The organism is Ferrigenium kumadai (assembly GCF_018324385.1).
GTDB lineage: Bacteria > Pseudomonadota > Gammaproteobacteria > Burkholderiales > Gallionellaceae > Gallionella > Gallionella kumadai.
On sequence record NZ_AP019536.1, the window covers coordinates 439,048 to 462,859 of the forward strand.

General features: G+C 60.7%; 25 protein-coding genes. 8 read left to right on the top strand and 17 right to left on the bottom strand.

The genetic code is table 11. The features are described from left to right. The first annotated feature begins 76 nt into the window (after window positions 1-76). The 4 genes from ccoG to ccoS are packed head-to-tail and all read left to right on the top strand — an operon-like array spanning window position 77 to window position 4,725. Entirely contained in the window at window positions 77-1,507 is a 1,431-nt protein-coding gene (ccoG, locus tag FGKAn22_RS02015) for a cytochrome c oxidase accessory protein CcoG (protein ID WP_212786320.1), read from the top strand. A gap of 25 nt (window positions 1,508-1,532) precedes the next feature. Further along, window positions 1,533-2,048, top strand: coding sequence for a FixH family protein (locus FGKAn22_RS02020; protein WP_212786321.1), 516 nt, complete (start codon window positions 1,533-1,535; stop codon window positions 2,046-2,048). 6 nt (window positions 2,049-2,054) lie between these two features. Beyond that, window positions 2,055-4,517 carry a heavy metal translocating P-type ATPase gene (locus tag FGKAn22_RS02025; RefSeq protein WP_212786322.1) on the top strand — a complete coding sequence of 821 codons (2,463 nt, stop codon included), beginning with the start codon at window positions 2,055-2,057 and terminating at the stop codon, window positions 4,515-4,517. 10 nt (window positions 4,518-4,527) lie between these two features. Next, entirely contained in the window at window positions 4,528-4,725 is a 198-nt protein-coding gene (gene ccoS, locus FGKAn22_RS02030; protein WP_212786323.1) for a cbb3-type cytochrome oxidase assembly protein CcoS, read from the top strand. Here ccoS and FGKAn22_RS02035 read toward each other — a convergent pair. The 3 genes from FGKAn22_RS02035 to fnr form a co-directional block, all read right to left on the bottom strand. Next, window positions 4,715-5,392 carry a hypothetical protein gene (locus tag FGKAn22_RS02035; protein ID WP_212786324.1) on the bottom strand — a complete coding sequence of 226 codons (678 nt, stop codon included), beginning with the start codon at window positions 5,390-5,392 and terminating at the stop codon, window positions 4,715-4,717. The two genes, ccoS and FGKAn22_RS02035, sit on opposite strands and share 11 nt — an antisense overlap. Window positions 5,393-5,410: 18 nt before the next feature. After that, complete coding sequence (locus FGKAn22_RS02040) at window positions 5,411-5,929, bottom strand: hypothetical protein (RefSeq protein WP_212786325.1); 519 nt, start codon at window positions 5,927-5,929, stop codon at window positions 5,411-5,413. A 92-nt stretch (window positions 5,930-6,021) separates the two neighbouring features. Then, on the bottom strand, window positions 6,022-6,765 hold the full coding sequence (gene fnr / locus FGKAn22_RS02045) for a fumarate/nitrate reduction transcriptional regulator Fnr (RefSeq protein WP_212786326.1): 744 nt from the start codon (window positions 6,763-6,765) through the stop codon (window positions 6,022-6,024). Between the two features lie 89 nt (window positions 6,766-6,854). Here fnr and hemN point away from each other — a divergent pair, with 89 nt between their 5' ends. From hemN to mutY, 3 genes are all read left to right on the top strand, one after another. Continuing rightward, on the top strand, window positions 6,855-8,249 hold the full coding sequence (gene hemN / locus FGKAn22_RS02050) for an oxygen-independent coproporphyrinogen III oxidase (RefSeq protein ID WP_212786327.1): 1,395 nt from the start codon (window positions 6,855-6,857) through the stop codon (window positions 8,247-8,249). A 261-nt stretch (window positions 8,250-8,510) separates the two neighbouring features. Beyond that, window positions 8,511-10,730 (top strand): AsmA family protein, encoded by a 2,220-nt coding sequence (locus tag FGKAn22_RS02055; protein ID WP_212786328.1) that lies wholly within the window; start codon window positions 8,511-8,513, stop codon window positions 10,728-10,730. 74 nt (window positions 10,731-10,804) lie between these two features. Further along, entirely contained in the window at window positions 10,805-11,845 is a 1,041-nt protein-coding gene (gene mutY, locus FGKAn22_RS02060; RefSeq protein WP_212786329.1) for an A/G-specific adenine glycosylase, read from the top strand. Between the two features lie 73 nt (window positions 11,846-11,918). Here mutY and FGKAn22_RS02065 read toward each other — a convergent pair whose 3' ends face one another. Genes FGKAn22_RS02065 through FGKAn22_RS02125 form a run of 13 tightly spaced genes read right to left on the bottom strand, consistent with a single transcriptional unit; the run spans window position 11,919 to window position 20,982 of the window. Then, entirely contained in the window at window positions 11,919-12,521 is a 603-nt protein-coding gene (locus FGKAn22_RS02065; RefSeq protein WP_281411889.1) for a flavin prenyltransferase UbiX, read from the bottom strand. Further along, a complete protein-coding gene (locus FGKAn22_RS02070) occupies window positions 12,518-13,132 on the bottom strand; it encodes a Gx transporter family protein (protein WP_212786330.1) in 615 nt (204 codons plus the stop codon). The genes FGKAn22_RS02065 and FGKAn22_RS02070 overlap by 4 nt, the downstream gene beginning before the upstream one ends. After that, window positions 13,113-13,511 carry a NusG domain II-containing protein gene (locus FGKAn22_RS02075; protein WP_246487439.1) on the bottom strand — a complete coding sequence of 133 codons (399 nt, stop codon included), beginning with the start codon at window positions 13,509-13,511 and terminating at the stop codon, window positions 13,113-13,115. The genes FGKAn22_RS02070 and FGKAn22_RS02075 overlap by 20 nt, the downstream gene beginning before the upstream one ends. Further along, on the bottom strand, window positions 13,498-14,334 hold the full coding sequence (gene rapZ / locus FGKAn22_RS02080; protein WP_212786331.1) for an RNase adapter RapZ: 837 nt from the start codon (window positions 14,332-14,334) through the stop codon (window positions 13,498-13,500). The genes FGKAn22_RS02075 and rapZ overlap by 14 nt, the downstream gene beginning before the upstream one ends. Window position 14,335: 1 nt before the next feature. Beyond that, window positions 14,336-15,274 (bottom strand): HPr(Ser) kinase/phosphatase, encoded by a 939-nt coding sequence (gene hprK, locus FGKAn22_RS02085; protein WP_212786332.1) that lies wholly within the window; start codon window positions 15,272-15,274, stop codon window positions 14,336-14,338. Window position 15,275: 1 nt separating this feature from the next. Then, window positions 15,276-15,734 carry a PTS sugar transporter subunit IIA gene (locus tag FGKAn22_RS02090; RefSeq protein WP_212786333.1) on the bottom strand — a complete coding sequence of 153 codons (459 nt, stop codon included), beginning with the start codon at window positions 15,732-15,734 and terminating at the stop codon, window positions 15,276-15,278. Window positions 15,735-15,782: 48 nt separating this feature from the next. Further along, window positions 15,783-16,115, bottom strand: coding sequence for a ribosome hibernation-promoting factor, HPF/YfiA family (hpf, locus tag FGKAn22_RS02095; protein ID WP_212786334.1), 333 nt, complete (start codon window positions 16,113-16,115; stop codon window positions 15,783-15,785). A 12-nt stretch (window positions 16,116-16,127) separates the two neighbouring features. Then, window positions 16,128-17,561, bottom strand: coding sequence for an RNA polymerase factor sigma-54 (locus FGKAn22_RS02100; RefSeq protein ID WP_212786335.1), 1,434 nt, complete (start codon window positions 17,559-17,561; stop codon window positions 16,128-16,130). 32 nt (window positions 17,562-17,593) lie between these two features. Then, window positions 17,594-18,316 (bottom strand): LPS export ABC transporter ATP-binding protein, encoded by a 723-nt coding sequence (gene lptB / locus FGKAn22_RS02105; protein ID WP_212786336.1) that lies wholly within the window; start codon window positions 18,314-18,316, stop codon window positions 17,594-17,596. A gap of 2 nt (window positions 18,317-18,318) precedes the next feature. After that, window positions 18,319-18,909 carry a lipopolysaccharide transport periplasmic protein LptA gene (lptA, locus tag FGKAn22_RS02110; protein ID WP_212786337.1) on the bottom strand — a complete coding sequence of 197 codons (591 nt, stop codon included), beginning with the start codon at window positions 18,907-18,909 and terminating at the stop codon, window positions 18,319-18,321. After that, complete coding sequence (gene lptC / locus FGKAn22_RS02115; protein ID WP_212786338.1) at window positions 18,890-19,471, bottom strand: LPS export ABC transporter periplasmic protein LptC; 582 nt, start codon at window positions 19,469-19,471, stop codon at window positions 18,890-18,892. The genes lptA and lptC overlap by 20 nt, the downstream gene beginning before the upstream one ends. Beyond that, window positions 19,468-19,986, bottom strand: coding sequence for a KdsC family phosphatase (locus FGKAn22_RS02120; RefSeq protein WP_212786339.1), 519 nt, complete (start codon window positions 19,984-19,986; stop codon window positions 19,468-19,470). Before FGKAn22_RS02120 ends, lptC begins: the two co-directional genes overlap by 4 nt. A 9-nt stretch (window positions 19,987-19,995) precedes the next feature. Further along, entirely contained in the window at window positions 19,996-20,982 is a 987-nt protein-coding gene (locus FGKAn22_RS02125) for a KpsF/GutQ family sugar-phosphate isomerase (protein WP_212786340.1), read from the bottom strand. An 86-nt stretch (window positions 20,983-21,068) separates the two neighbouring features. On the opposite strand from FGKAn22_RS02125, the gene FGKAn22_RS02130 reads away from it, so the two are divergent. Further along, window positions 21,069-23,042, top strand: coding sequence for a monovalent cation:proton antiporter family protein (locus FGKAn22_RS02130; protein WP_212786341.1), 1,974 nt, complete (start codon window positions 21,069-21,071; stop codon window positions 23,040-23,042). A gap of 44 nt (window positions 23,043-23,086) precedes the next feature. Here the strand turns inward: FGKAn22_RS02130 and FGKAn22_RS02135 are convergent, their stop codons facing one another. Continuing rightward, the gene (locus FGKAn22_RS02135) at window positions 23,087-23,713 is read right to left on the bottom strand and encodes a prepilin-type N-terminal cleavage/methylation domain-containing protein (RefSeq protein ID WP_212786342.1); all 627 of its coding nucleotides are present in this window, start codon (window positions 23,711-23,713) and stop codon (window positions 23,087-23,089) included. Window positions 23,714-23,812: the final 99 nt, after the last annotated feature.

Sequence of the window (23,812 nt, forward strand, 5' to 3'; positions counted from 1 at the left end):
GCAGAGAGCTTATCTGGAGCTATCTTGAATTTGGCGAAGACCAAAATAACCCGTTGGGTCTATTAGGAGTGAGAACGTGGATAAGGAAGTCGAACAGAAAGAAGTAGGCACAGTCACCAGCATTTATCAGGAATTCGAACACTGGGATGTAAACAAAGGCGATAAGACCATCCATGCCAAGCGCATGCCGGGCTTCTTCCGCACAGTAAAGAATTACACGCAATTGGCACTGTGGCTGCCGTTTTTCCTGCTGCCCTACCTGCGCTGGAACGGTAAGCAGGCGATCCTGTTCGATATCCAGAATCGCCAGTTCCATTTTTTCAATCTGACAGTGTTGCCGCAGGACATCTGGATGCTGTCGTTGCTCCTGCTGGTGTTGGCAATGACTCTGTTTGCGGTCACTTCGGTCGCATCGCGCGTTTGGTGCGGCTATTTCTGTTTCCAGACGGCCTGGACCGACTGGTTCACCTGGATCGAGGACAAGATCGAGGGAAATCCGACGGCCAGGCGCAAGTTGGAAGAGGCCCCTTGGGATTTTGACAAGATCAAGAAGAAGGTCTCCAAGCATTTCATCTGGATGGTGATCGCCCTGTTCACCGGCATCAGTTTCTCCGTCTGGTTCGTTGACGCCTACGATTACTGGCGCGACTTGGTACATCTCCAGTTGCCGACTGTCGGCTGGGTGGTGATTACCATGTTCTTCCTGGGTACCTACATCCTTGCCGGTCTGCTGCGTGAGCAAACCTGTTTCTGGCTGTGTCCCTATGCACGCATTCAGGGCGTGATGTCCGACGCGCAGACCATCCTGCCGACCTACGATTTCAATCGAGGCGAGCCTCGCGGCAAGTTGCGCCGCGGCGGAGAAGTCGTGGCGCAACAGGGCGACTGTATCGACTGCTTCCAGTGCGTGCAGGTTTGCCCTACTGGCGTGGACATTCGCGAAGGCCAGCAACTGGGCTGTATCACTTGCGGTCTGTGCATCGACGCCTGCGATTCCATCATGGATAAGATCGGCAAGCCGCATGGTCTGATCCGTTACGCGTCACTGGACGAGTTGGAGGGCAAGCCGGCAAAGAAGATGTACCAGCATCCCCGCACACTTGTGTATATCGGTATCATCCTTATCGCGCTGGCCGGCATCGTTTACGGTCTGACGCACCTCGGGGCGATGACCTTGAAGGTGATTCCGGAACGCCAGCCGCTGTTCGTGACCCTGAGCGACGGCTCGATCCAGAACAAGTACGAATTCAAGGTGCTCAACAAGACCGACAAGGATGTCTTTGTGACGGTCGCGGCTGAAGGCGGCATCAAAGGACAGGTGGTCATCGGGGCCGATAAGCCGTTGCTGACCCATCATGGCCGCGGAACCTCGTTCACCATCTTCGTCAAGGCACCCGGCGAGAACATCAAGAAGGAAGTGACGCCGCTTGAGTTCCGTGTGCAGTCCGTCGATGATCCGACGATCGCGGCCGAGTATTCGACGAAATTCAATGGCCCCAAGCGTTGATTCAAGAACACAGGAGTTAGAGAAAATGATTTCACAGAGCAACAAGGCCGGCCTGCGCAACCCCTGGTTGATCGGCATGCTGGGGCTGATCGTGGTGGTATTGGGCGTGAATATCACATTCATCTGGTATTCCGCGAACAGCAGCCGTTCTTCGCTCGTCGACCAGGATTACAAGACCAAGGACCGCAAGGCGAACGAAGAGTTGTTGAAGGAACTGCGAGAGCAGCAATCGCTGGCTTGGCAGACCTCCATCAAGAAGCCTGCATCACTTGTCGTGGGTGCGCCTACTACATACGAGATCAGTGTAGTGGATCGCGATGGCAAACCGGTAAGCGGCACGATGACAGTCGATGCTTACCGTGCATCGGATGCCAGCAAGGATTTCACCACCGAGTTCAAGGAAGTGTCTCCGGGCAACTATCAGGGAGCCATCAATTTTCCGTTGAAGGGTTACTGGGAGTTGCGCATCCACGTCAAACGGGGTGAGGACGATTTCGGGGTGAACACCGACAGGTTCATGGTCGCCGAAACCGCGCAGTAGTTATCGATGACGCAGTACAGCGAGTCCGTCGCCGGCGTTTGTTACCATTGCGGCTTGCCGATCGCCCCGGAGACCGACTACCGTTCGGTGCTGGGCGGGGCGGAGCGGCGTTTCTGTTGCTTCGGCTGCCAGTCGGTATCTGGTGCCATCCACGACGCCGGACTGGAAGGCTACTACCAGCGTACCCCGGAGGGGGCGCTGCTCGCTCCGCCGCCGGAGCCGTCGAAGGATGTCGAAATCTACGACTTCGACGAGGTGCAGCAGGAATTCACCACCTGTTCCGGCGATGTGCGCGACATCCACCTGCTGGTCGAGGGCATCCACTGCGCCGCTTGTGTATGGCTGATCGAGCGCGGCCTGCAGCGCATCCCCGGCGTGCTGTCTGCCAACGTCAACCTCGCCGCCAAGCGCCTGCACCTGCGCTGGGACAACAGCCGCAGCAAACTTTCCGACCTGATCCGTGCGCTCGCCAGGATTGGCTACGCCGCCGTTCCTTACGATCCGGAGAGTGCGGAAGGAGTGATCAAGAAGACCAACCGGGCCATGTTGTTCCGCCTGTTCTTCGCCGGCTTCGCCATGATGAACATGATGTGGATCTCCATCGCGCTATACAGCGGCGCGAACCAGGACGAGTTCCGCGAGTTCTTCCACTGGATGGGGCTGGTGCTGGCCACACCGACGCTGCTGTATTCGGGCTATCCCTTCTATCGCGGCGCGATCGGCGGGTTGCGCGGCGGGCGCCTGACCATGGATATGCCCATCGCCATCGGTCTCTCGGTTACCTACCTGTATTCCCTATATGTCACGGTCACCGGCAGCAAGACCGGGGAAGTGTATTTCGACACGGTTACCAACCTGACCTTTGTGATCCTGATCGGCCGCTATCTGGAGGGTATGTTCCGCCACCAGGCCGTGTCGGCCACCAAGCGGCTGATGGAGCTGCAGCCGCGAGTTGCCATCGTGATGCGCGACGGGCAGGAGCAGATGATGCCGATACGGGGCGTTAAGCTGGGCGACCATGTCCTGATCAAGCCCGGACACAAGGTGCCGGTGGATGGTGTGGTGCTTGAAGGTCACAGCGCGGTGGACGAATCCATGCTGAGCGGCGAGTCGGTGCCCGTAAGCAAGGCGGCCGGGGCGCAAGTCTCCGCTGGCACGGTGAATGCCACCGGCGCCCTGCTGGTCGAGGTGCGCTCGCTGTTGCAGGACACCACCCTGTCCAAGATCATCCGCCTGGTGGAAGAGGCTCAGTCCTCCAAGGCTCCGATCCAGCGGCTGGCCGATACTATCGTGCCCTGGTTCGTGCTGGTCACGCTGATCTGCGCGACGCTGACCTTCTTCATCTGGAATCAACAGGATTTCGAGGTCGCCCTGATGGCGGCGACCTCGGTGCTCATCATCACATGCCCGTGCGCGCTAGGCATGGCGACGCCGATGTCCATCGCGGTGGCCTCCGGACTGGGGGCGAAACACGGCATCCTGGTCAAGAACGGACTGGTGCTGGAGACCCTGTCCAAGGTGACACACTTCGTGTTCGACAAGACCGGCACGTTGACCGAAGGCAAGATGAGCGTTGCGCAGCTGCACGTCGCAGCCGGGAGCGATGAGCAGGAGGTGTTGCGCCATGCGGCGGCAGTGGAGCGATACAGCGAACACAGCGTGGCCAAGGCCATCGTCGCCGAGGCGGAAGCGCGGCAATCGGGTTATCGCGACATCGCGGTGGACGGTTTCCATGCGACGGCAGGCTTGGGGGTGGAGGCGAATGTCGCCGGGCAGAGGGTGCTGCTGGGCAGCGCGGAATGGCTGACCCGGTGCGGCATCGCTCTGGATGCGGTATTGCAGGCGCAGGCGCATGAGCTGGAGGCACAGGCGATGAGCTGTGTGCATGTCGCGCAAGAGGGGAAACATGTCGCGATCCTCGCTCTGGCCGACAAGCTGCGCGGCGATGCGCTGCAACTGGTGAACGAGTTGCGCGCGGAGGGTATCGCGATGACGCTGCTTTCCGGCGACCGCAGGCCGGTCGCCGAGGCCATCGCGCGGCAACTGGGCGGCATGGAAGTGATCGCCGAAGTGCTGCCGCAGGACAAGGATCAGGTGATCCAGAAATTGCAGCAGGGCGGTGCGGTGGTGGCGATGGTGGGAGATGGCATCAACGACGCGCCGGCACTGATCCGCGCCGACGTTGGCATCGCGCTGGGATCGGGCACGGACGTTTCGGTTGAGAGCGCCGACATCGTGCTGATGCACAACGAGCTGGATAAGGTGCGTCAGGCGACACAGCTGTCGCGCCGCACCTTGCGTACCATCAAGCAGAATATCGGACTGTCTTTCGTGTATAACGCCATTATGGTGCCGCTGGCGATGATGGCCAAGGTCAGCCCGCTGGTGGCGGCGATCACCATGCCGATCAGTTCGCTGGTGGTGATAGGCAATGCGGCGCGGATACGCACGCTGTTCAAGAACCAATAGAGGTGTTGCTATGAATGTGATCTACAGTTTGATTCCCGGCATGATGTTCTTCGGCGTCCTGCTCGTCGTGGTGCTGATCATCGCGGTGAAGAAGGGCCAGTACGAGGATATGGAAGGTAGTGGGAACCGTATCCTGCTGGATGACGACGAGGACATGATGCCGCACCCTACCAGCCGGCAGGGTGCGGGCAAAAAGGCTACTGACTGATCACTTCGCCGTCCGCCAGCAGGGGGCGGGTCAGCTTGTCGAATTCTTTCGGCGGCACGTATTGCAGCAGGGGCTTTTCTTCCCCGCCCAGCGCGATGTCCAGTCCGTTTTGCGGATACAGCCAATGGATCACGCCATTCTTCTTTTCACGGATGCGCTGAGCCGGCTGGCCGAAGCGCTTTAGGAACAGGGCCTCTTCCACGCGCAAACCGGGCATGTAGGTCAGGCTGCCGATCGGCAGCGTGCGCAGCCTGGCGACATCTTCAGGCGTCATGGTGATCTTCTTCCCGCTCCCTGTGCTGCTCATGCGCAAACCGCGTTCATACATGGACTGCAATTCGGCATCGGGAACGGCGATCGTCAGGACGATCTTGGAGCGCAGCCCGGCCAGGTCGACCTGCTCGAAGAACACCTCGGCGACCAGCTTGCCGTCGGGTGATTTGAACAGGCTGGGCTTGGCTTCTTCCTTGAAGCGTTTCTCGGCCTCTTCGGCGGACGACTGTCCCAGCGTCAGGCCGAAGACCCGCACGCTGTCCGGAGTGGGGTGTTCGATGTGCCAGGGCAGGTCTTCTTTCTTGTTGGGGTCGCCCGGGAGGAAAAAAGAGCCGACGAAGATCAGGACCGACAGGATGCCGACCCACCAATAGATTTTGCGTTCAGTTGTCATGCGTGAGTCTGGGTTGGGTTAATGAGCAGGAGCGGAGTGCGCTTCCGGGTCTTGTTCGACGAGGCGTTTCGGCAAGGTGCCGTGGCGGGCCTGGTACATGGAGTCGTTCCCCATGACGATCAGCACCAGCAGTGCCACCATGAACGGCAGCAATCCCACACCGCCGATCAGGGCGATGGTGGGGATCTTGGCCCATCCCATCATTTTGGAAAGCAGCAGGGCGCTGCCGCAGATCGTGAGGGTGGCGGTCAGCAGCTTCATGAATGTGCGGTTGCGCTTGGCGGCGATCCTCCAGTGCACCCTGACGAACCAGGTGTCGCTGGCGACGGAGGCCTGGCGGGACTTGAATTCGATATAGCCGATGATGCAGAACGAAGTGACCGGAACGACCAGCACGAAGTACGGGAAGGTGCTGAACACCCCCAGTGTGGAAGCAAATACCAGGATATGGTTGAACACCAGGTTGATCAGGAATATCTCATGCGGCCACTTGGCGCGGGTCGATTCTTCGAGCGATACGCTGAACTGTTGATGCATTATTCTTCTCCTTGGGTGGTTATTCCGGGGCTAAGCGTCGCGCAGCATACCGGCTTTAGCGCGGTATGGGAATGAGGCAAAAAGCCGCACCGTCATTTGCCGACGAAACTGTGCAGGCGCGGCAGGTCGAGTATCTCCACCGAGCGGACCTTGACGCTGATCAGCCCGTCCTCCTGGAAATGGGAGAATGCCCGGCTGATGGTTTCCAGCTTCAGGCCCAGATAGCTGCCGATCTCGCGGCGCGACATACGCAGTTGGAACTGGGTCGGGGACAGGCCGCGTGCTGCAAAGCGCTGCGACAGGTTGAGCAGGAAGGCGGCCAGCCGTTCCTCGGCGCGCATAGAGCCGAGCAGCAGCATGATGCCCTGGTCGCGCACGATCTCGCGGCTCATGATCTTGTGCAGGTGGCGCTGCAGGCTGGGTATCTCGCGGCTCAGAGCCTCCAGCTTGTCGAACGGCAGCTCGCAGACCTCGCTGTCTTCCAGCGCGACCGCGTCGCAAGTGTGGTGTTCTGTGCTGATCGCATCCAGGCCAATGATCTCGCCGACCATCTGGAAGCCGGTCACCTGCTCGCGGCCATCCTCGTGCAGCACCTGGGTTTTGAAAGAGCCGCTGTGGATGGCGTACAGCGACTGGAATTTGTCTCCGCTGCGGTAAAGGTAGTCGCCGCGAGCATAGCCGCGCTTGAGATGGCTGATCTCGTCCAGCTGCTGCATTTCGCCCTCGCTCAGGCCGACGGGCAGGCAAAGCTCTCGCAGGTTGCAGTTGGAACAGGCGATTTTGAGGCGTGAGGGTGAAACGGGTCGTTGCACGTCGAGGTATCCGGGTTGTTTCATTTGCAAATATGACACGGATTTTGATATATATCAAACTAATATACTCGGTTAACTGTCATAGTTCGCGGCACAATTTTTGGGGAAAATCAATGGATAAGGAAGTCAATCAACTGGTGGTGGATCTGGAGCTGATACGCAGGCTGGACAAGAACGGCCCGCGTTATACCTCCTACCCCACGGCAGACCGCTTCGTCGAGGCGTTCAATGCCGAAAGCTACCGCCAGTGGGTGGCCAAGCGCGAGATCGGCGGCATCGCCCGTCCGCTGTCGCTGTATATCCACATCCCGTTCTGCAACACGCTGTGCTTCTATTGCGCCTGCAACAAGGTCATCACCAAGGACCGCAGCAAATCCGCCGAATACGTGCAATACCTGCTCAAGGAAATGGCGATGCAGGCCGAACTGCTGGGCCCCGGCCAGGTCGTCGAGCAGCTGCACTTCGGCGGCGGCACGCCGACTTTCCTCAGCGATGACGAGATTCGCGAGGTGATGGCAGCGATCCGCAAGCACTTCAAGCTGGTGGAGGATGGCGAATATTCCATCGAGATCGACCCGCGCAAGGTCAGCGACGAGACCATCGCGCTGCTCGGACAGACGGGATTCAACCGTATCAGCATCGGCGTGCAAGACTTCGACGAAGAGGTGCAAAAAGCGGTGAACCGTATCCAGAGCGAGGAAGAGACGCTGCGCATCATCCATGCGGCGCGCGCAAACGGCTTCAAGTCGGTCAGCATCGACCTGATCTACGGCCTGCCCAAGCAGACGCTGGAAGGTTTCGGCAAGACCCTGGACAAGGTGATCGCTGCCAACCCGGATCGCCTGTCGATCTATAACTATGCGCATATGCCGACCATCTTCAAGCCGCAGCGCCGCATCAACGATGCGGACATGCCCACCGGGCAGCTGAAACTGGACATCCTCAGCATGGCCGTGAACAAGCTGACTGCTGCCGGATATGTCTACATCGGCATGGACCACTTCGCCAAACCGGAAGACGAGCTGGCCGTGGCGCAGCGCCAGGGGCGGTTGCACCGCAACTTCCAGGGATATTCCACCCACTCAGATTGCGACTTGGTGGCCCTGGGCGTCAGTGCCATCGGCAAGATCGGCCCGACCTACAGCCAGAACTACCGCGAGCTGGAAGACTACTACGACGCGCTCGATCGTAACGAATTGCCCATCATGCGCGGGCTGGAGTTGAACGCCGACGACCTGGTGCGTCGCGCCATCATCCAGGCGCTGATGTGCCACTTCGAGATTTCCAAGGAATCGTTCAACATCGCCTACCTGATCGACTTCGACCAGTACTTCGCCACTGAAATGGGCGAGTTGCGCGAGTACGAGCGCGAAGGCCTGCTGGAGATCTCGCCGCAATGGATCAGCGTCACCCCCAAGGGCCGCATGCTGATCCGCAACATCTGCATGGTGTTCGACAAGTACCTGCGGACGCGCACTGAGCACGCCCGCTACTCCAAGGTAATCTGAAAACCTACTGCGCGACCCGATTCACCCGCAAGGGGTAGGCCGATGGGTGCCCGGCTGTTATGCAGCCACCCTTTCGCTCGCGGCGTTGCGCGGTACTCGAAATCCTCACGTACCTTAAGTACGTTCCGGTTTCTGCGTTTCGTGCGCCTTGCACTCAAGCCGCTCGCTACGGTTTTGCTTTGTTCTTGAAGAAGCGGGCGCAAGCCCGCTTTTTTTACCTCCGCTATAATTCGCCTCCTCTTCCTGTGTGAGGCGAATAACATGAACAAGATCCTCAAATACACCCTGATCGGTACGGGCAGCGTAGTCGGCGTCGCCGTGGCCGGAGCGGCCTATCTGGCCGCGACCTTTAATCCCAACGACTACAAGGACCGCATCATCCAGACGGTGAAGGAGAGCAAGCAGCGCGACTTGCGCCTTGATGGCGACATTACGCTGTCGTTCTTTCCCAGCATAGGCGCGAACCTGGGCAAGGTGTCGCTCTCGGAATACAAGAGCGATCATCAGTTCGCCGCGGTCGAGTCGGCGCGAGTCTCGCTTGCTTTGATGCCGCTGCTCTCCAAGAAGGTGGTGGTGGACGAAGTGGCGGTGAGCGGTCTGCAGGCCACCCTGGTCAAGCACAAGGACGGCACGACCAACATCGACGACCTGCTGGGCAAAAACGAGAAGAAGACCGAAGAGAAGCAGCAGGTCGAGTTCGACATCGCCTCGGTATCCATCGAAAAGACGGCGCTCACTTATCGCGATGAAGGCACGGGCGCACAATACGCCATCAAGGACCTGAACCTGCACACCGGGCGTATCGCGAACGGCGTGCCGGGCAAGGTCGACCTTGCCGCTACCGTGCAGGCCAACCAGCCGAAGCTGGACATCAACACCCAACTCAAGACCACGCTGACCTTCGACCTGGACAAGCAGCAGTACCGCGTGGAAGGGCTGGACCTGCAGGCCAACGGCGTGGCGCTGGACATCGCCAATCTCAAGCTGCAGGCGAGCGGCGATGCGAACGCGGATATGACCACACAGGAATTCGGCGCACAGAAGTTCGCCTTGAAGGCGAGCGGTGTTAAGGGCAAGGATAACTTCGAGGCATCGCTGGACGCGCCCGCATTGAGCCTCACCAAGGACAAGTTCTCCGGCGACAAGCTGACGCTGAACGCGAAGCTGGACGGCGCGATGGGCAACCTCGTCGCGTTACTGTCCGTGCCGGGTGTGGAAGGCAACGCAAAGGCATTCAAGGTCGGCGCGCTCACTCTCGACCTCGACCTGAAGCAGCCCGAACAGGCGTTCAAGGTGAAGCTGTCCTCGCCGCTGTCCGGCAATTTCGAGGCGCAGCAATTCGATTTTTCCAACCTCGTGCTGGCGGTAAATGCCTCCGGCGACAAGCTGCCGAACAAGTCGGTAAGCAGCGAGATGAAGGGCCGCGTGCAGGTGGATGCGGCCAAGCAGACCGTGCAGGCCAATCTTGCGGGCGGCCTGCTGCAGAGCCAAGTCAAGGCCAAGGTCGGCGTGAACGGATTCGCCGAACCGGCCATCAATTTCGACGTCGATGTCGACCAGTTCGATGCCGACCTCTACATGCCGAAGAAGACCGCCGAGGCATCCAAGGCCGCTGCTCCCGAGCAACCGCTCGATCTCTCCGCACTACGCAAGCTCAACCTGGACGGCAGCCTGCGCATCGGCTCACTCAAAGTGGCGAACGTGAAAACCAGCAACGTGCGGCTGAACATGAAGGCGCGCAACGGTCAGATCAACGTCGCGCCGCTGTCGGCCAACCTGTACCAAGGCAGCATGAACGGCAGCGTCAGCGTCAACGCGCAGACCACGCCGAGCATCACCGTCAACCAGTCGCTGAACGGCGTCAATGTTGCCGCACTGACCAAGGACGCGGCGGACTTCGACACACTGGAGGGCAAGGGCAACGTCGGCCTTAACCTCAGCATGCGCGGCGATACCGTGAGTGCGATGAAGAAGGCGCTCAACGGCACAATGTCGCTGAACCTCGCGGACGGCGCGATCAAGGGCATCAATATCGCCAAGAAGCTGCGCGAAGCGCAAGGCATGCTAGGGAAGGGCGGCGCCAGCGCGCAGACGCAATCCGCCGATAATGCCGAAAAGACCGACTTCAGCGAGCTCAAGGCCAGCTTCAAGGTGAACAGCGGCGTGGCGCACAACGAAGACCTCTCGCTGAAATCGCCGCTGCTGCGCGTCTCCGGCAACGGCGACATCGACATCGGCAACGACCGCATGAACTACCTCGCCAAGGCCACGCTGGCGAAGACGCTGGAAGGCCAGGGTGGCAAGGATATGGTCGGCGGCATCACCGTGCCGGTGCGCGTCAGCGGCCCGTTTGCCGACCTGAAATACACGCTGGACTTCGGCGCGATGGTGGGCGAAGCCGTTAAAGAGAAGGTGAAGACAGAAGTCAAAACCAAGCTGCAGGATCAACTGAAAGAAAACCTCAAGGGATTGTTCAAGTGATTGGCGGTACTGCAGGAGCGGGCTCTCCCTGCGAACTTTCTAGTTGCGGACAGGGCCCGCTCCAGCGGCATTGAATGCATAGTTTTTCCTCCCGCCTTATCCGCTGGCAGCGCCGGCACGGACGCCACGACCTGCCCTGGCAGGGGCAGGATGCCTACCGCGTGTGGCTGTCCGAGATCATGCTGCAGCAGACTCAGGTCGCCACCGTCATCTCCTACTATCAGCGTTTCATCGCATCTTTCCCCAACATCGCAGCACTCGCCGCCGCGACCGAGGATGAAGTGCTCGCGCACTGGAGCGGACTCGGCTATTACGCCCGCGGCCGCAACCTGCATAAAGCCGCGCAGATCATTGTGGAAAAACACAACGGCGAATTCCCGCGCGAATTCGAGCAGATACTCGAACTGCCCGGCATCGGCCGTTCCACCGCCGCCGCAATCTGCGCGCAGGCTTATCACGAATCCCGCGCGATACTGGATGGCAACGTCAAGCGATTGCTCGCGCGCTGGTGTGGCATCGAAGGCTGGGCGGGCAACAAGAAGGTAGAAGAAAAGCTGTGGCAGCAGGCCGAAGCGTTGATGCCGCGACGCAATGTAGCGACCTACACCCAGGCGCTGATGGATATGGGCGCGACCGTCTGCACGCGCGGCAAACCGAAGTGCGGCGAGTGCCCGGTGCAGACTGACTGCGTCGCGCGGCAGACTGACCGCATCGCCGAACTTCCCACTCCGCGTCCGACGAAGGCCGTGCCGGAAAGGCATACCACCTTCCTGTTGTTGATGTCTGGCCGCGACATCCTGCTGGAGAAACGCCCCAGCAGCGGCATCTGGGGCGGGCTGTGGTGTCCGCCGCAACTGGACGATGGTCAGGGAATCGTGGCGGACTATCTGCAGCGCAACGGTGTGGAGGTGAGTGAACGAGTCGAGTTAGAAGAGTTCACCCACACTTTCACGCATTTCAAGTTGCACATCACGCCCGTTCTGTTGCAGGTGGCGCACAAGCCTATGCGGGTGCAGCAGGCGGGGAGTGTGTGGCTGGATGTGGAAGAGGCGTTGAGGGCGGCGATACCGACGCCGGTGAGGAAGATGCTGGAGAATTTAATCCGTTCGTTCTGAGTCTGTCGAAGCATGAACAGATTGAGAATCTGTAGGTTGGATATTGCTACGCTCAACCCAACCTACATGCTTGCTACTTTTCGCCCCACTTCTTCATCAACTCCTGCTCGACACCCAGATGGTCGAGTATCCGCGCGACAACAAAATTCACCATCTCCTGCACGCTCTGCGGATGATGATAGAAGCCCGGATTCGGCGGCATGATGACGGCGCCGGCATGCGACAGTTTGAGCATGTTCTCCAGATGGATGGACGAGAAGGGCATCTCGCGCGGCACTAATATCAGCGTGCGCTTTTCCTTGAGTATCACGTCGGCAGCGCGGCAGATGAGGTCGTCGCTGATGCCGCCGGCGATCTTGCTCAGGGTTCCCATGGTGCAGGGGCAGACCACCATGGCGTCGCCGGGGTTGGAGCCGGAGGCCATGGGGGCGTACCAGTCCTGGATGCCGAACACCTTCAGTTCGCCGCTGAATTTGCCGAAGCGTTCGGCGAACATCTGTTCCGCGTCCTGCGGGCGGCTCGGCAGCGTGAAGTCCAGTTCCTGCTTGGCGACGATCTGCGCAGCTTGCGAATACACCAGATGCACGCGTTGTCCGCCTTGCAACAGGCATTCGAGCAGGCGCATGCCATAGGGCAGACCGGAGGCGCCGGTGAAGGCGAGCGTAATCGTTTTCATGGTTGCGATCCCAAATTCTGTTTGCCGTCATTATCCATGAATCTCGCCGCGATCAATCCGTTCACCGTGCCGAACATCAGCGCGGCGGCGGCGAAGATGGGGATGAGGTAGGCAATGCCCGCGTGCGGGATCAGCCACAGGTACACCACGGCCATCTGCCCGGCGATGTGGGCGAAGGCGGCGTAGATGCTGTGGCTGACGGGGCCGAACCAGCGCTTGGGCAGGTACTGCGCCGCGGCCAGCACGAGCAGGCTCAGCACCGCGCCGGACAGGCTGAGGAAGAAACCGGGGGCGAGGAAGTTGCCGAACAACAGGCTGCCCGCCACCACGCGCAGCAGCGACACCCAGGCCGCGATGCGCCAGCCATAACGCGCCAGCACGATCAGCGTGACGATGTTCGCCAGCCCCGGCTTCACGCCGGGCAGCGGCGAGGGGATGGCGTTCTCGAGCAGGGTGAGGCCGAGCGCCACGGCCGCCATGCGCGCGACCTGGTGGTCTTCGGCGGTGGTGTTCAGCAGGATCCGGGATGCAGGATCCGGGATGCGGGGCTGCCCGCCTGTATCCCGTATCCCGTATCCTGATTCCTGCTTCTCAGTAGTTGAGGCTGTCATATTTCTTTTGGCTTCCCGCCAGTTCGACGCTGACTTCATTCGGCAGGCAGATGGCGATCTCGCCGGACTGTTGCAGCCAGCCCTGGCGCACGCAGTACTGTCGCGGGCTGGGGTCTGAGCTGATGCGCGCGCGGCGTTTCTCTATGGTGATGATGCTGGTGCCAAGCGGGCCGGGGACTTCGATCTGCTGGTCGTGCGACAACGGTACTTCGCGGAAGATCTTGCCGCCGCTGCGGATGATGGCTCGGTCGGCGAGGTCGCCGCTCCAAAGGTTGAGCGCGAGCAGGATGACACAAGCGCTGCCGATCAGCAGCGTCAGCCAGTCACCAGGCTTGAGGTGCGGCAGGATGGCCGCGCGCAGGGACTCATGCGAGTTCACGATGGCGCACCAGCACCTGCTGCTGCCCCTCGAAGTGGCGCGCGAGCCTTTCGGCGAAATACACCGAGCGATGCTGGCCGCCGGTGCAGCCGATGGCGACGGTGAGGTAGCTGCGGTTGTCGACGATGTAGCAGGGCAGCCAGCGAGCAACGAAATCGCGGATGTCGCCGAACATCCGCTGAGCCGCCTCGATGTTCTCGAGGAATTCGATCACCGGCGCATCGCGTCCGGTGAGCGGACGCAGGTTCTCGCTGTAATAGGGATTGGGCAGGCAACGCACGTCGAACATCAGGTCGGCATCCAGCGGGATGCCGTGCTTGAAACCGAACGATTCGAACAGCAGCGTCAGCCGCGCGCGGTCCACCTGGATGAACTGTTTGATCCAGGCGCGCAGCGCATTGGCGTTGAGGTCGCTGGTGTCGATGTGGTGGCCGATGTCGCTGATCTCGGCGAGCAGTTCCCGCTCGTAGGCGACACACTCCGGCAGGGTGCGCACGCCGTCGCTGAGCGGATGCAGGCGGCGCGTTTCGGAAAAGCGCTTCACCAGCGTGTCGGTCCGCGCATTCAGGTACAGCACATGCACCGCCAGGTCTTTTTGCATGAGCTGCATCAGCAGCGAAGGCAGAATCTGCACGCTGTGGGCGTTGCGCACGTCCACACTGACCGCGATGTTCTGATAACCCGCCGGCAGAAGCTGGTCTACCAGGTTGGAGAGCAATTCGGCGGGCAGGTTGTCGACGCAATAGAAGCCCGCATCTTCCAGAGTCTTCAGCGCGACACTCTTGCCGGAGCCGGACAGCCCGCTGATGAGGAATAACTGCACGCTAGTCCTCCAGCAGCATCTGGTCGTGCCGCGTGATGAATTCCTGCATGCTGTCGATACCGCGCTGCTGCAGCACGAAATTGCGTGCCGCGGCTTCGACCAGCACCGCGAGGTTGCGCCCCGCGACCACGGGGATCTTCACCGTGCTGATGTTCACGCCGAGGATCTCCTGGAATGTGGCGTTGAGCGGCAGACGCTCCATCTGCGACAGGTCGCCGCCGGGCGGGCGGTGCAGGTGGACGATGAGTTTCAGACTCTTCTTGCGCCGCACCGCGGTCTCGCCGAACATGGTGCGGATATTCAGCACGCCCAGTCCGCGCACTTCGAGGAAGTCGCGCAGCAGTTCCGGGCAGCGGCCTTCCAGCGTGTCCGGCGCGATGCGGTGCAGCTCGACGATGTCGTCGGCGACCAGGCCGTTGCCGCGCGTGATGAGTTCCAGTCCCAGCTCGCTCTTGCCCACCGCGCTCTCGCCGGTGATCATCACACCGACGCCGAGCACATCGAGGAACACGCCGTGGCGTGTGGTCGATTCGGCCAGTTCCTTGGCGAGGTAGTGGCGGATCAGCCACATCAGGTGCACGCTGGGCTTGGGCGACTTGAACAGCGGGATGCGCGAGCGGTCGGCGAAGGCGACCAGTTCGGATGGAATGTCCTTGGTGCCGGCCACGATCAGACAGGTCGAGCCGCTTTGCTCGATCTGCCGGAACGCATCGGCTAGCTGTTCCGCGCTCAGCGCCCGCAGGTAATCCAGCTCTGTCTGGCTTAACACCTGCACCCAGTTCGGGTGGATCAGGTTGAGGTGGCCGATCAGGCCGTTGTTGGAAGCGTTGACAGCCTCTTCAGTGATGATGCGGTCGTTGCCGTCAGCACCGGCCACGTGGCTCAGCTCGAGCCGCGCCTGTTTGTCTTCGAACAGCTGCCGGATGTTGACTTCGGACATATCAGGATCCCTTCCAATCGTAGAATAACTGGTGGATGCTCGCGGTATCTTCGCATTCGCTCAGGCGGTTGCGGAACTGGCTGTCGCTGAACATCTGCGCCAGTTCACCTAGGATCTGCAGGTGCAGGTCGGTGGCGCGCTCCGGTACCAGCAGCACGAAGATCAGGTTCACCGGCTGGCCGTCCGGCGAGTCGAACGGGATCGGGTGGCTGGTCTTGACGAATGCGGCGGTGGCGTCGCGCAGTTTGGCGATGCGCCCGTGCGGGATGGCCACGCCTTGCCCCAGGCCGGTGGAGCCGAGCTTCTCGCGTGCGAACAGGCTGTCGAACACCTGGCTGCGCGCGATCTGCTGATTGTTCTCGAACAGCAAGCCAACGCGTTCGAACACGCGCTTCTTGCTGGTGGATTCGGTGTCCAACAGGATATTGTCGGGCAGCAGAATTTTGCTGATCAGGTTCATTGTCAGGCCGGATAAAAAAGGGGCGGCATTGCTGCCGCCCGTGATTAATTATTCTGCTGCTTCTGCCGCTGCGTGTTTGCCGGTATCGTCGTGACGACGGTCGGACACTTTTTCCTTGTGCTTCAGCACCTGGCGGTCCAGCTTATCCACCAGCGCGTCGATCGCGGCGTACAAGTTCTCATCCTCGCACTCGACGAACACGTCCTTGCCGCTGATGTGCACGGTGGCTTCCGCTTTCTGCTTCAGTTTTTCAACGGAAAGGATGATGTTCACGTCAATCACATTGTCAAAATGACGTTTGATCTTGCCGAACTTGCCGGTCGCATATTCGCGGATGGCGGGGGTGATTTCCAGATGGTGTCCGGTGAGATGGAGGTTCATGTCATGCTCCTTTTAGAGTGATTTACGGAGGTTCACCGGGAGTATGTGCAGCGCTTCCCGGTACTTTGCTATGGTACGCCGGGCGACTACGATGCCCTGCTGTGCCAAAATTTCCGACATGCGGCTGTCGGTAAGCGGTTTGCGCCGGTCTTCCGCGCTGACCATTTGTTTGATCAGTTCGCGTATTGCGGTGGAAGAACAGGTGCCGCCGCTTTCCGTGGCCAGTCCGCTGCCAAAGAAATGCTTGAATTCGTAGATGCCGCGCGGCGTCAGCATGAATTTCTGCGTGGTGCTGCGCGAGACGGTCGACTCGTGCAGGTCGAGCGCCTCGGCGATCTCGCGCAGCACCAGCGGGCGCATGCCGATCTCGCCGTGCTCGAGAAAGTTGGTCTGCCGATCCACGATGGCCTGAGCCACGCGCAAGATGGTCTCGAAACGCTGTTGCAGGTTCTTGATCAGCCACTTCGCTTCCTGCAGCTGGGTGGCGAGCTGCGAGGCGTTCTTGTCGTCGCGCTGCTGCAGGATGTTGGCGTAGATCTGGTTGATGCGCAGTTTGGGCATCGCTTCCGTGTTGAGGCGGGCGCGCCACTGGTTCTTGTGCTTCTCCACGATCACGTCCGGGACCACGTAGTCCGCGACACTCTGGTCGAATTCCGCGCCCGGCTTCGGGTTGAGCCCGATGATCAGGTGCTGTGCGCTGCGCAACTGGTCATCTGAGCAGCGCAGCAGCTTCTTGATCCTGGCGAAATCGTGGGCGGCGAGCAGGTCGAGATGTCGGCTCACCAGGCTGATCGACAGGTCGCGTTGCGGCGTATCTTCCGGCAGCGCCTTGAGCTGCAGCGCGAGGCATTCGCCCAGGTTGCGCGCTCCCAGCCCGGGCTGGTCGAGGTGCTGCAATTGCACCAGTGCGGTCTCCAGGTCATCCAGAGAGATCGCCAGTTCGGCGGGCAACAGTTCGGCAAGTTCGGCCAGGTCCTGTACCAGGTAACCGTTCTCGTCCAGCGCATCGATCAGCAGGCTGACCACCTTGCGGTCGCGTTCGTCCAGTGAACTGGTGGTCAGTTGATTGTGCAGATGTTCGCGCAGGCTGGCCTGTTCAGCGGCCTGTTCCGGGTAGCTGTCGTCTTCGTCGTCGGCGCTGCGCGCAGTCCTGCTGCTCCACTCGGCGGGTTCGCTGGCCAGACCGTCCACATCGCGCTCGTCGCGAGACGATGTGCCATCCTCGTCGTTGCTTGCGCTGCCGCGCGATTCCATAGATGAGGTGCCGGGGGAATAGATGGCCGATGCGGGTTCCTCTGCCGCTTCCAGCAAGGGGTTTTCGTCCAGCATGCGGGCGACTTCCTGGTGGATGTCCTGCGTGGAGAGCTGCAGCAAACGGATAGCCTGTTGCAACTGCGGGGTAAGCGTCAGTTGCTGGGACAGCCTGAGTTGGAGAGATGCCTTCATGCCTGGTGTTTTTTTCCGGGCTTCATTTTCTATTACAGCTTGAAATGTTCACCCAGATATACTTTCCTCACGCCCTCATTATAGATGATTTCATCCGGCTTGCCTTCGGCCATCACTGCGCCGGCATTGATGATGTAGGCGCGGTCGCAGATACCCAGCGTTTCGCGCACGTTGTGGTCGGTGATCAGCACGCCGATGTTGCGCTCCTTGAGGAAGCGGATGATCTTCTGGATGTCCAGTACGGCGATGGGATCCACGCCGGCGAACGGTTCGTCGAGCAGGATGAAGCGCGGATCGGTTGCGAGGGCGCGGGCGATCTCGACGCGCCGCCGCTCGCCGCCGGACAGGCTGATGGCGGGGTTGTCGCGGATATGGGTGATGTGCAGGTCTTCCAGCAATTCTTCCAGGCGGTTCTGGAGGTCGTCGTCGGACAATCCCTGCAGTTCCAGCACCGCCTGGATGTTCTGCGCCACGGTCATGCGGCGGAAGATCGAGGCTTCCTGCGGCAGGTAGCCCACCCCCAGGCGTGCGCGGCGGTGGATAGGCAGATGGGTGATGTTCTGCCCGTCGATGAAGATATCCCCGCCGTCGGCAGCGACCAATCCGACGATCATGTAGAACGAAGTGGTCTTGCCCGCACCGTTCGGGCCAAGCAGGCCGACGACTTCACCGCTGTTCAGTGATAACGAGGCATCGTGCACCACGATGCGAGAACCGTATTTTTTCTTCAGGCCAACTGCGCGCAATTCGCTCATGTCTATTCTTCCGTCGGGGAGATCGATTCGCTCGGTTTGATGGGCAGCGCATCGGGCGCGGGTGGTTTGGCCGCGCCATCCTTGGGTTTGGGTTGCAATATCGCCCGCACCCGCTTGGGTGGGGTGCTCGCGGATGAAGCATCGCTGCTGTTCACCTGGAAGATATCGGTCTTCTGGTTGTAGGTGATGTGCTCGCCGCGCACCTCGTCGAGGTTGCGCTTGACGCGCGCCTTCACGTAGAAGTCCACAGTCTCGGCGCGCGTGTCGTACTCGATGCGTTCGCCGTAGCCTTCCACGTACTCATCCAGCCCCTCGCGCTTTTGCCGGAAGCTGGCGGTCTTGCCGTAAGCCGTGCCGTGCTTGAAGCCCTCGTTGTCCTGCACGACGATGATCTTGTCGCCGCGGATCACCATCGTGCCCTGGGTCATTTGCACGTTGCCGATGAAGGTGCTGATCTGCTGTGCGTCGTCCACCAGCACCTGGTCTGCTTCAATGTGCACCGGCTTGTCGCGGTCGGCGCGTTCGGCGAAACAGGCCGGTGCAATAAGCAACAGCAGAAGGGTGAGCGTCAGTTTACTTAGGGGTCGGTACATGTTCGCTTCTTACCTGCGATAACAGTTTCAGGGTGCGTGCATTGTTGTCCATTTCCAGCCCGATCGCATGTATGGTGTTGTGCGCATCGACGATGGTGACCGGGCGGCCGGTGTCTGCCCAGTCCCGGTCCGGGACAACATGCAGAAATTCGGTTTGCAGGGTGAGTTCCTCCCGGTCGGCGCTGGCCTCGCGCAGAACCTCGACATCATCGTACAGGAAGACCTCATCACCGCGTTTCGAGACGGTGCCGCGCTTGGCGATGACGTGGATCGCCGGGCGATCTGCGGACAGCGTGGTCAGGCGCGGCACTTCCAGCGTGGTGCTGTCGTCGTCAGGATAGTGCTGCATCTTCTTTGCAGCCATGATGAAGCGCGTCGCGCCCTGTACGTTGAATTTCACGGCGGAAAAGTTTTCCATGATGGCGTCGGGATCGTGGCGCTTGCCGCTATCCGGTTTCGCGGCCTCGGGCTTAACTTGCAGGTTCAGCCAGTAGGTGACACCCAGCAACCCCAGCAGCGGCAGCAGCGGCAGCCAGTAGCGGGCGCGGGAGACGAGGGTCATTTCAAGTAAGTGGCCAATTGTGCGTCCAGCGTACCCTGCGCCGACATGATCATCTCGCAGGCTTCGCGTACCGCACCGCGACCGCCGCCGAGTTGCGTGACGTAGTCGGAATGTTCGCGCACCAGACGCGGGGATTCCGGTACGCAGATCGACAGGCCGACATGGCGCATCACGCACAGATCCACCACATCATCGCCCATGTAAGCGGCGGCATCGCGCGACAGCTTGAGCTTGTTGAGCAGGTCGAGCATCGCGTCCAGCTTGCGCTCCACGCCCTGGTAAACGTGGGTGATGCCGAGGTTATGGGCGCGCAACTCGACGCAACGAGAAGTGCGGCCGGTGATGATGGCGACTTCCACGCCGCTGGCGCGCAGCATCTTGATGCCGTGGCCGTCGAGCGAATTGAAGCGTTTGAATTCCTCGCCGGAGTCGGACAGGTACAGCCCGCCGTCGGTCATGACGCCATCCACATCGAAGGCCATCAGGCGAATCAGTTTTGCGCGGCTCAACATCATGGTTTTCCCCTAAATAACTTTTGCATGTAACAGGTCGTGCATGTTCAATGCTCCGACCAGCCTGTTTTTCTCGTCCACCACCAGCATCTGGCTGATGTTGTACTGCTCCATCATCTGCACCGCTTCGGCGGCGAGGTTGTCCGGCCCGATGCAGCGCGGGTTGGCGGACATCACGCTGCGCACCGGGGTGGTGCCGAAATCCAGTCTCTTTTCCAGCGTGCGGCGCAAGTCGCCGTCGGTATAGATGCCCAGCACGCGTTCCTGGTCGTCCACGATCGCGGTCATGCCCACGCCCTTTTTCGAGATCTCCAGGATCGCATCGCCCAGCATCGCGTTCTCACGCACCATCGGCACGCGTTCGCCGCTGCGCATGATGTCGCGCACATGGGTGAGCAGGCGCCTTCCCAGGCTGCCGCCGGGATGCGATCGCGCGAAATCCTCTTTGCCGAACCCCTTGGCATCCAGCAGTGCCATCGCCAGCGCATCGCCCAGCGCCAGTGTCGCGGTGGTGCTGGTGGTGGGAGCTAGTCCCATCGGGCAGGCTTCCTTGTCCACGTGCGCGTCGAGGTGCACGTCGGCCGCCAGTGCCAGGCTCGATTTCGGATTGCCGGTCATGCTGATGAGTTTCGCGCCCTGGCGTTTGATCACGGGCACGATGGTCATCAGTTCCTGGCTTTCGCCGGAATAGGACAGCGCGATGATGACATCTTCGTCGGTGATCATGCCGAGGTCGCCGTGGCTGGCCTCGCCCGGATGCACAAAGTAGGCGGGGGTGCCGGTGCTGGCCATGGTCGCGGCGATCTTGCGCGCGATGTGCCCGGACTTGCCCATGCCGCTGACGATGACGCGGCCTTCGCAACTGAGGATGAGGTCCAGCGCATGCAGGAATTTTTCGTCGAGGCGGGTGCTTAACGCCTGTACGGCGGCTGCTTCGATGTTCAAAACTTCGCGGGCGAGGTCGAGCGCACGCGGCGCGGCGGAAATGTGCTTGTTCATGGAAAGGGATTATATCAGCGCAAAATTTTGCAAACCATGCAACTTGCGGCATTATCGGGGGCCAACATATACAACGCACTTGATAGATGGATAGCGCCCTTTCACTCGTCCTCATTCTGCTTGCAACCGCTGTGCTGGTGGTGGTGCTGTGCCGCATCCTGCATTTGCCGGTGATGCTGGGCTACCTCGCGGTCGGCATCCTGATCGGACCGCACGCGCTGGCTTGGATACCGGATGCGCCGGGGACCCGGCATCTGGCGGAATTCGGCGTGGTGTTCCTGATGTTCAGCATCGGGCTGGAATTCAGCCTGACACGGTTGCGGGCGATGAAGCGCACGGTGTTCGGACTGGGCGGCGCACAAGTGGTGGTGACCATCCTGCTGGTCATGGCGGTGGCCGCACTGTTCGGGCTGGATTGGCGCACGGGATTGGCTCTTGGCGGCGTGCTGGCGATGTCCTCGACCGCGATCGTCAGCAAGATGCTGGTCGAGCGCGCCGAGCTGAATCTGCCCTACGGGCAGCAGATGATGGGCGTGCTGCTGTTTCAGGATCTGGCCGTGGTGCCGCTGCTGATCATCATTCCGGCGTTGGCGTCCAGTGCCTCCGCCCTTTCTTCCACGCTCGCCTATGCGACGCTGAAGGCGATACTGGTATTGTTCCTGTTGCTGTTCGTGGGGCAGCACATCATGCGCCGCTGGTTCCATGTGGTGGCGCAGCAAAAGTCCTCCGAGCTCTTCATGCTCAACGTGCTGCTCATCACGCTGGGACTGGCGTATTTCACCGAGATGGCGGGACTGTCGCTGGCGCTGGGCGCGTTCGTGGCGGGCATGCTGATCTCCGAAACCGAATACCGCTACCAGGTGGAAGAGGACATCAAGCCATTCCGCGATGTACTGCTGGGTTTGTTCTTCGTCACCATCGGCATGAAGCTGAACCTGGGGGCGGTCGTGGCCGACTTCGGCTGGATACTGCTGGCATTGCTGGGCCTGATCCTGCTCAAGGCGATAGTGGTGGCGTTGCTGGCGCGGGTATTCGAGGGCGATTGGGGGGTGGCCCTGCGCAGCGCGATCGGCCTGGCGCAAGCGGGCGAGTTCGGCTTCGTGCTGCTGACGCTGGCGGACGGGGCGCAGTTGCTCGGCGGTGAGGCCATGCAGATCACCCTGGCGGCGATGCTGTTGTCCATGCTGGCCGCGCCTTTCCTGATCCAGCACGGCGAGGCGATCGCACGCCGTTTTTCTGCCGCGGAATGGACCAGCCGTGCGATGCAGCTTCATCAGATCGCCATTCGGAGCATGTCGAGCAGCGGGCACGTCATCCTGTGCGGCTATGGTCGCAGCGGGCAGTCGCTGGGGCGGTTTCTGGAGGAGGAAGGGCTGAGCTTCATCGCACTCGATCTCGATTCGCGCCGCGTGCGTGAAGCGGCGGCCGCAGGGGAGAGTGTGGTGTATGGCGATGCCGCCAAACACGAGGTGTTGCAGGCGGCAGGTCTGATGCGCGCCAGGACGCTGGTCATCACCTACGACGACAAGCACTCCGCGCTGAAGATATTGCACCACGTCAAACAGACTCGCCCGGACCTCCCGGTGATCGTGCGCACCGCCGACGATACCAATCTCGAATTACTCAAGGAAGCGGGCGCGGCCGAGGTGGTGGCGGAGGTGCTGGAGGGCAGCGTGATGCTTGCTTCGCAGGCGCTGCTGATGTCCGGTGTGCCGCTCAATCGCGTCATCCGCCGCATCCAGGAGAGTCGTGCGCGCCGCTACAGCGTGTTCAGCGGTTATTTCCGCACCGCGGCCGACGACGTGGGCGAGATCACGGAAAGCTTGATGCCGCGATTCCAGAGCGTGATGCTGCGCGAAGGCGATTACGCGGTGGGCAGGACGCTGGGAGAGATGGAGCTGGATGCCTTGGCGGTGGAGGTGAATTCGGTGCGCCGCCGCAATGTGCGCGGTCACCAGCCGGCGGGCGACATGCTGTTGCAGGCAGAGGATGTGCTGGTGCTGCTGGGGCAGCCGGTGATGCTGGCTACGGCGGAAAAGCGGTTGCGCGAAGGGGAATAAAAAAAGCCCGCCGAGGCGGGCTGAATGTCACGCCGGGTATTCCGTCAGAAGCCCATGCACACCAGATAAGTGGTGTCGTCGTCGAGGTTGCCGTTCGGCGTTCCTCCGGTGGCGGTGCCTACTGTAGTTGCCATCATCGAACCGGTAGCCGTATTGCCGTCATCCAGCGTCGTATCGAGCTGCTTGGCGAATTTTCCGGCGATGGCGTTGGAGCAGACGATATACGAACCCTTTAACCCGGTGACCGGATTGTTGGTGGCACTGCTGTTGGTGACCCCGATATTTCCGCCCACCGCATTCTTGGGCAGGTAATCGGCCGCCGTAGTGGATGTGGGGCCGGGAGCCAGGCCGGCCAGGCGGACATGTTGCCAGAAGTCGAAGGACTCCCCGCTGGTCGCATTCCAGTTGCCCTCGATGATGCCGTTGCCGTTGCCGTTGGTGGTCGCGGTTACATGGGTTGTCGCCCGAGAGTCGTCCCCCGGCAATGCCTTGAACTTGTCCTGGTAGCCGTAGATGAACACCGGAACGTTCTTGAAATCCGTGGCCAGATTCTTGACTTTCGCGCTGTTGATGAGTTCCTGCCCCTTCAGCACGCCGCCGAGCAGCAGGCCGATGATCACCAGCACGATGGCGATTTCGATCAAGGTGAAGCCGGATTGATTGCGATTCATTGTTATTGTCCCCTTTTTGTTGTGCCCTAAGCGAAACCACCGCAATCGCCGTTCCAGCGCGGTCTGGGTGTCGCGCGCAGATTAAACCCGGTGAAGTTA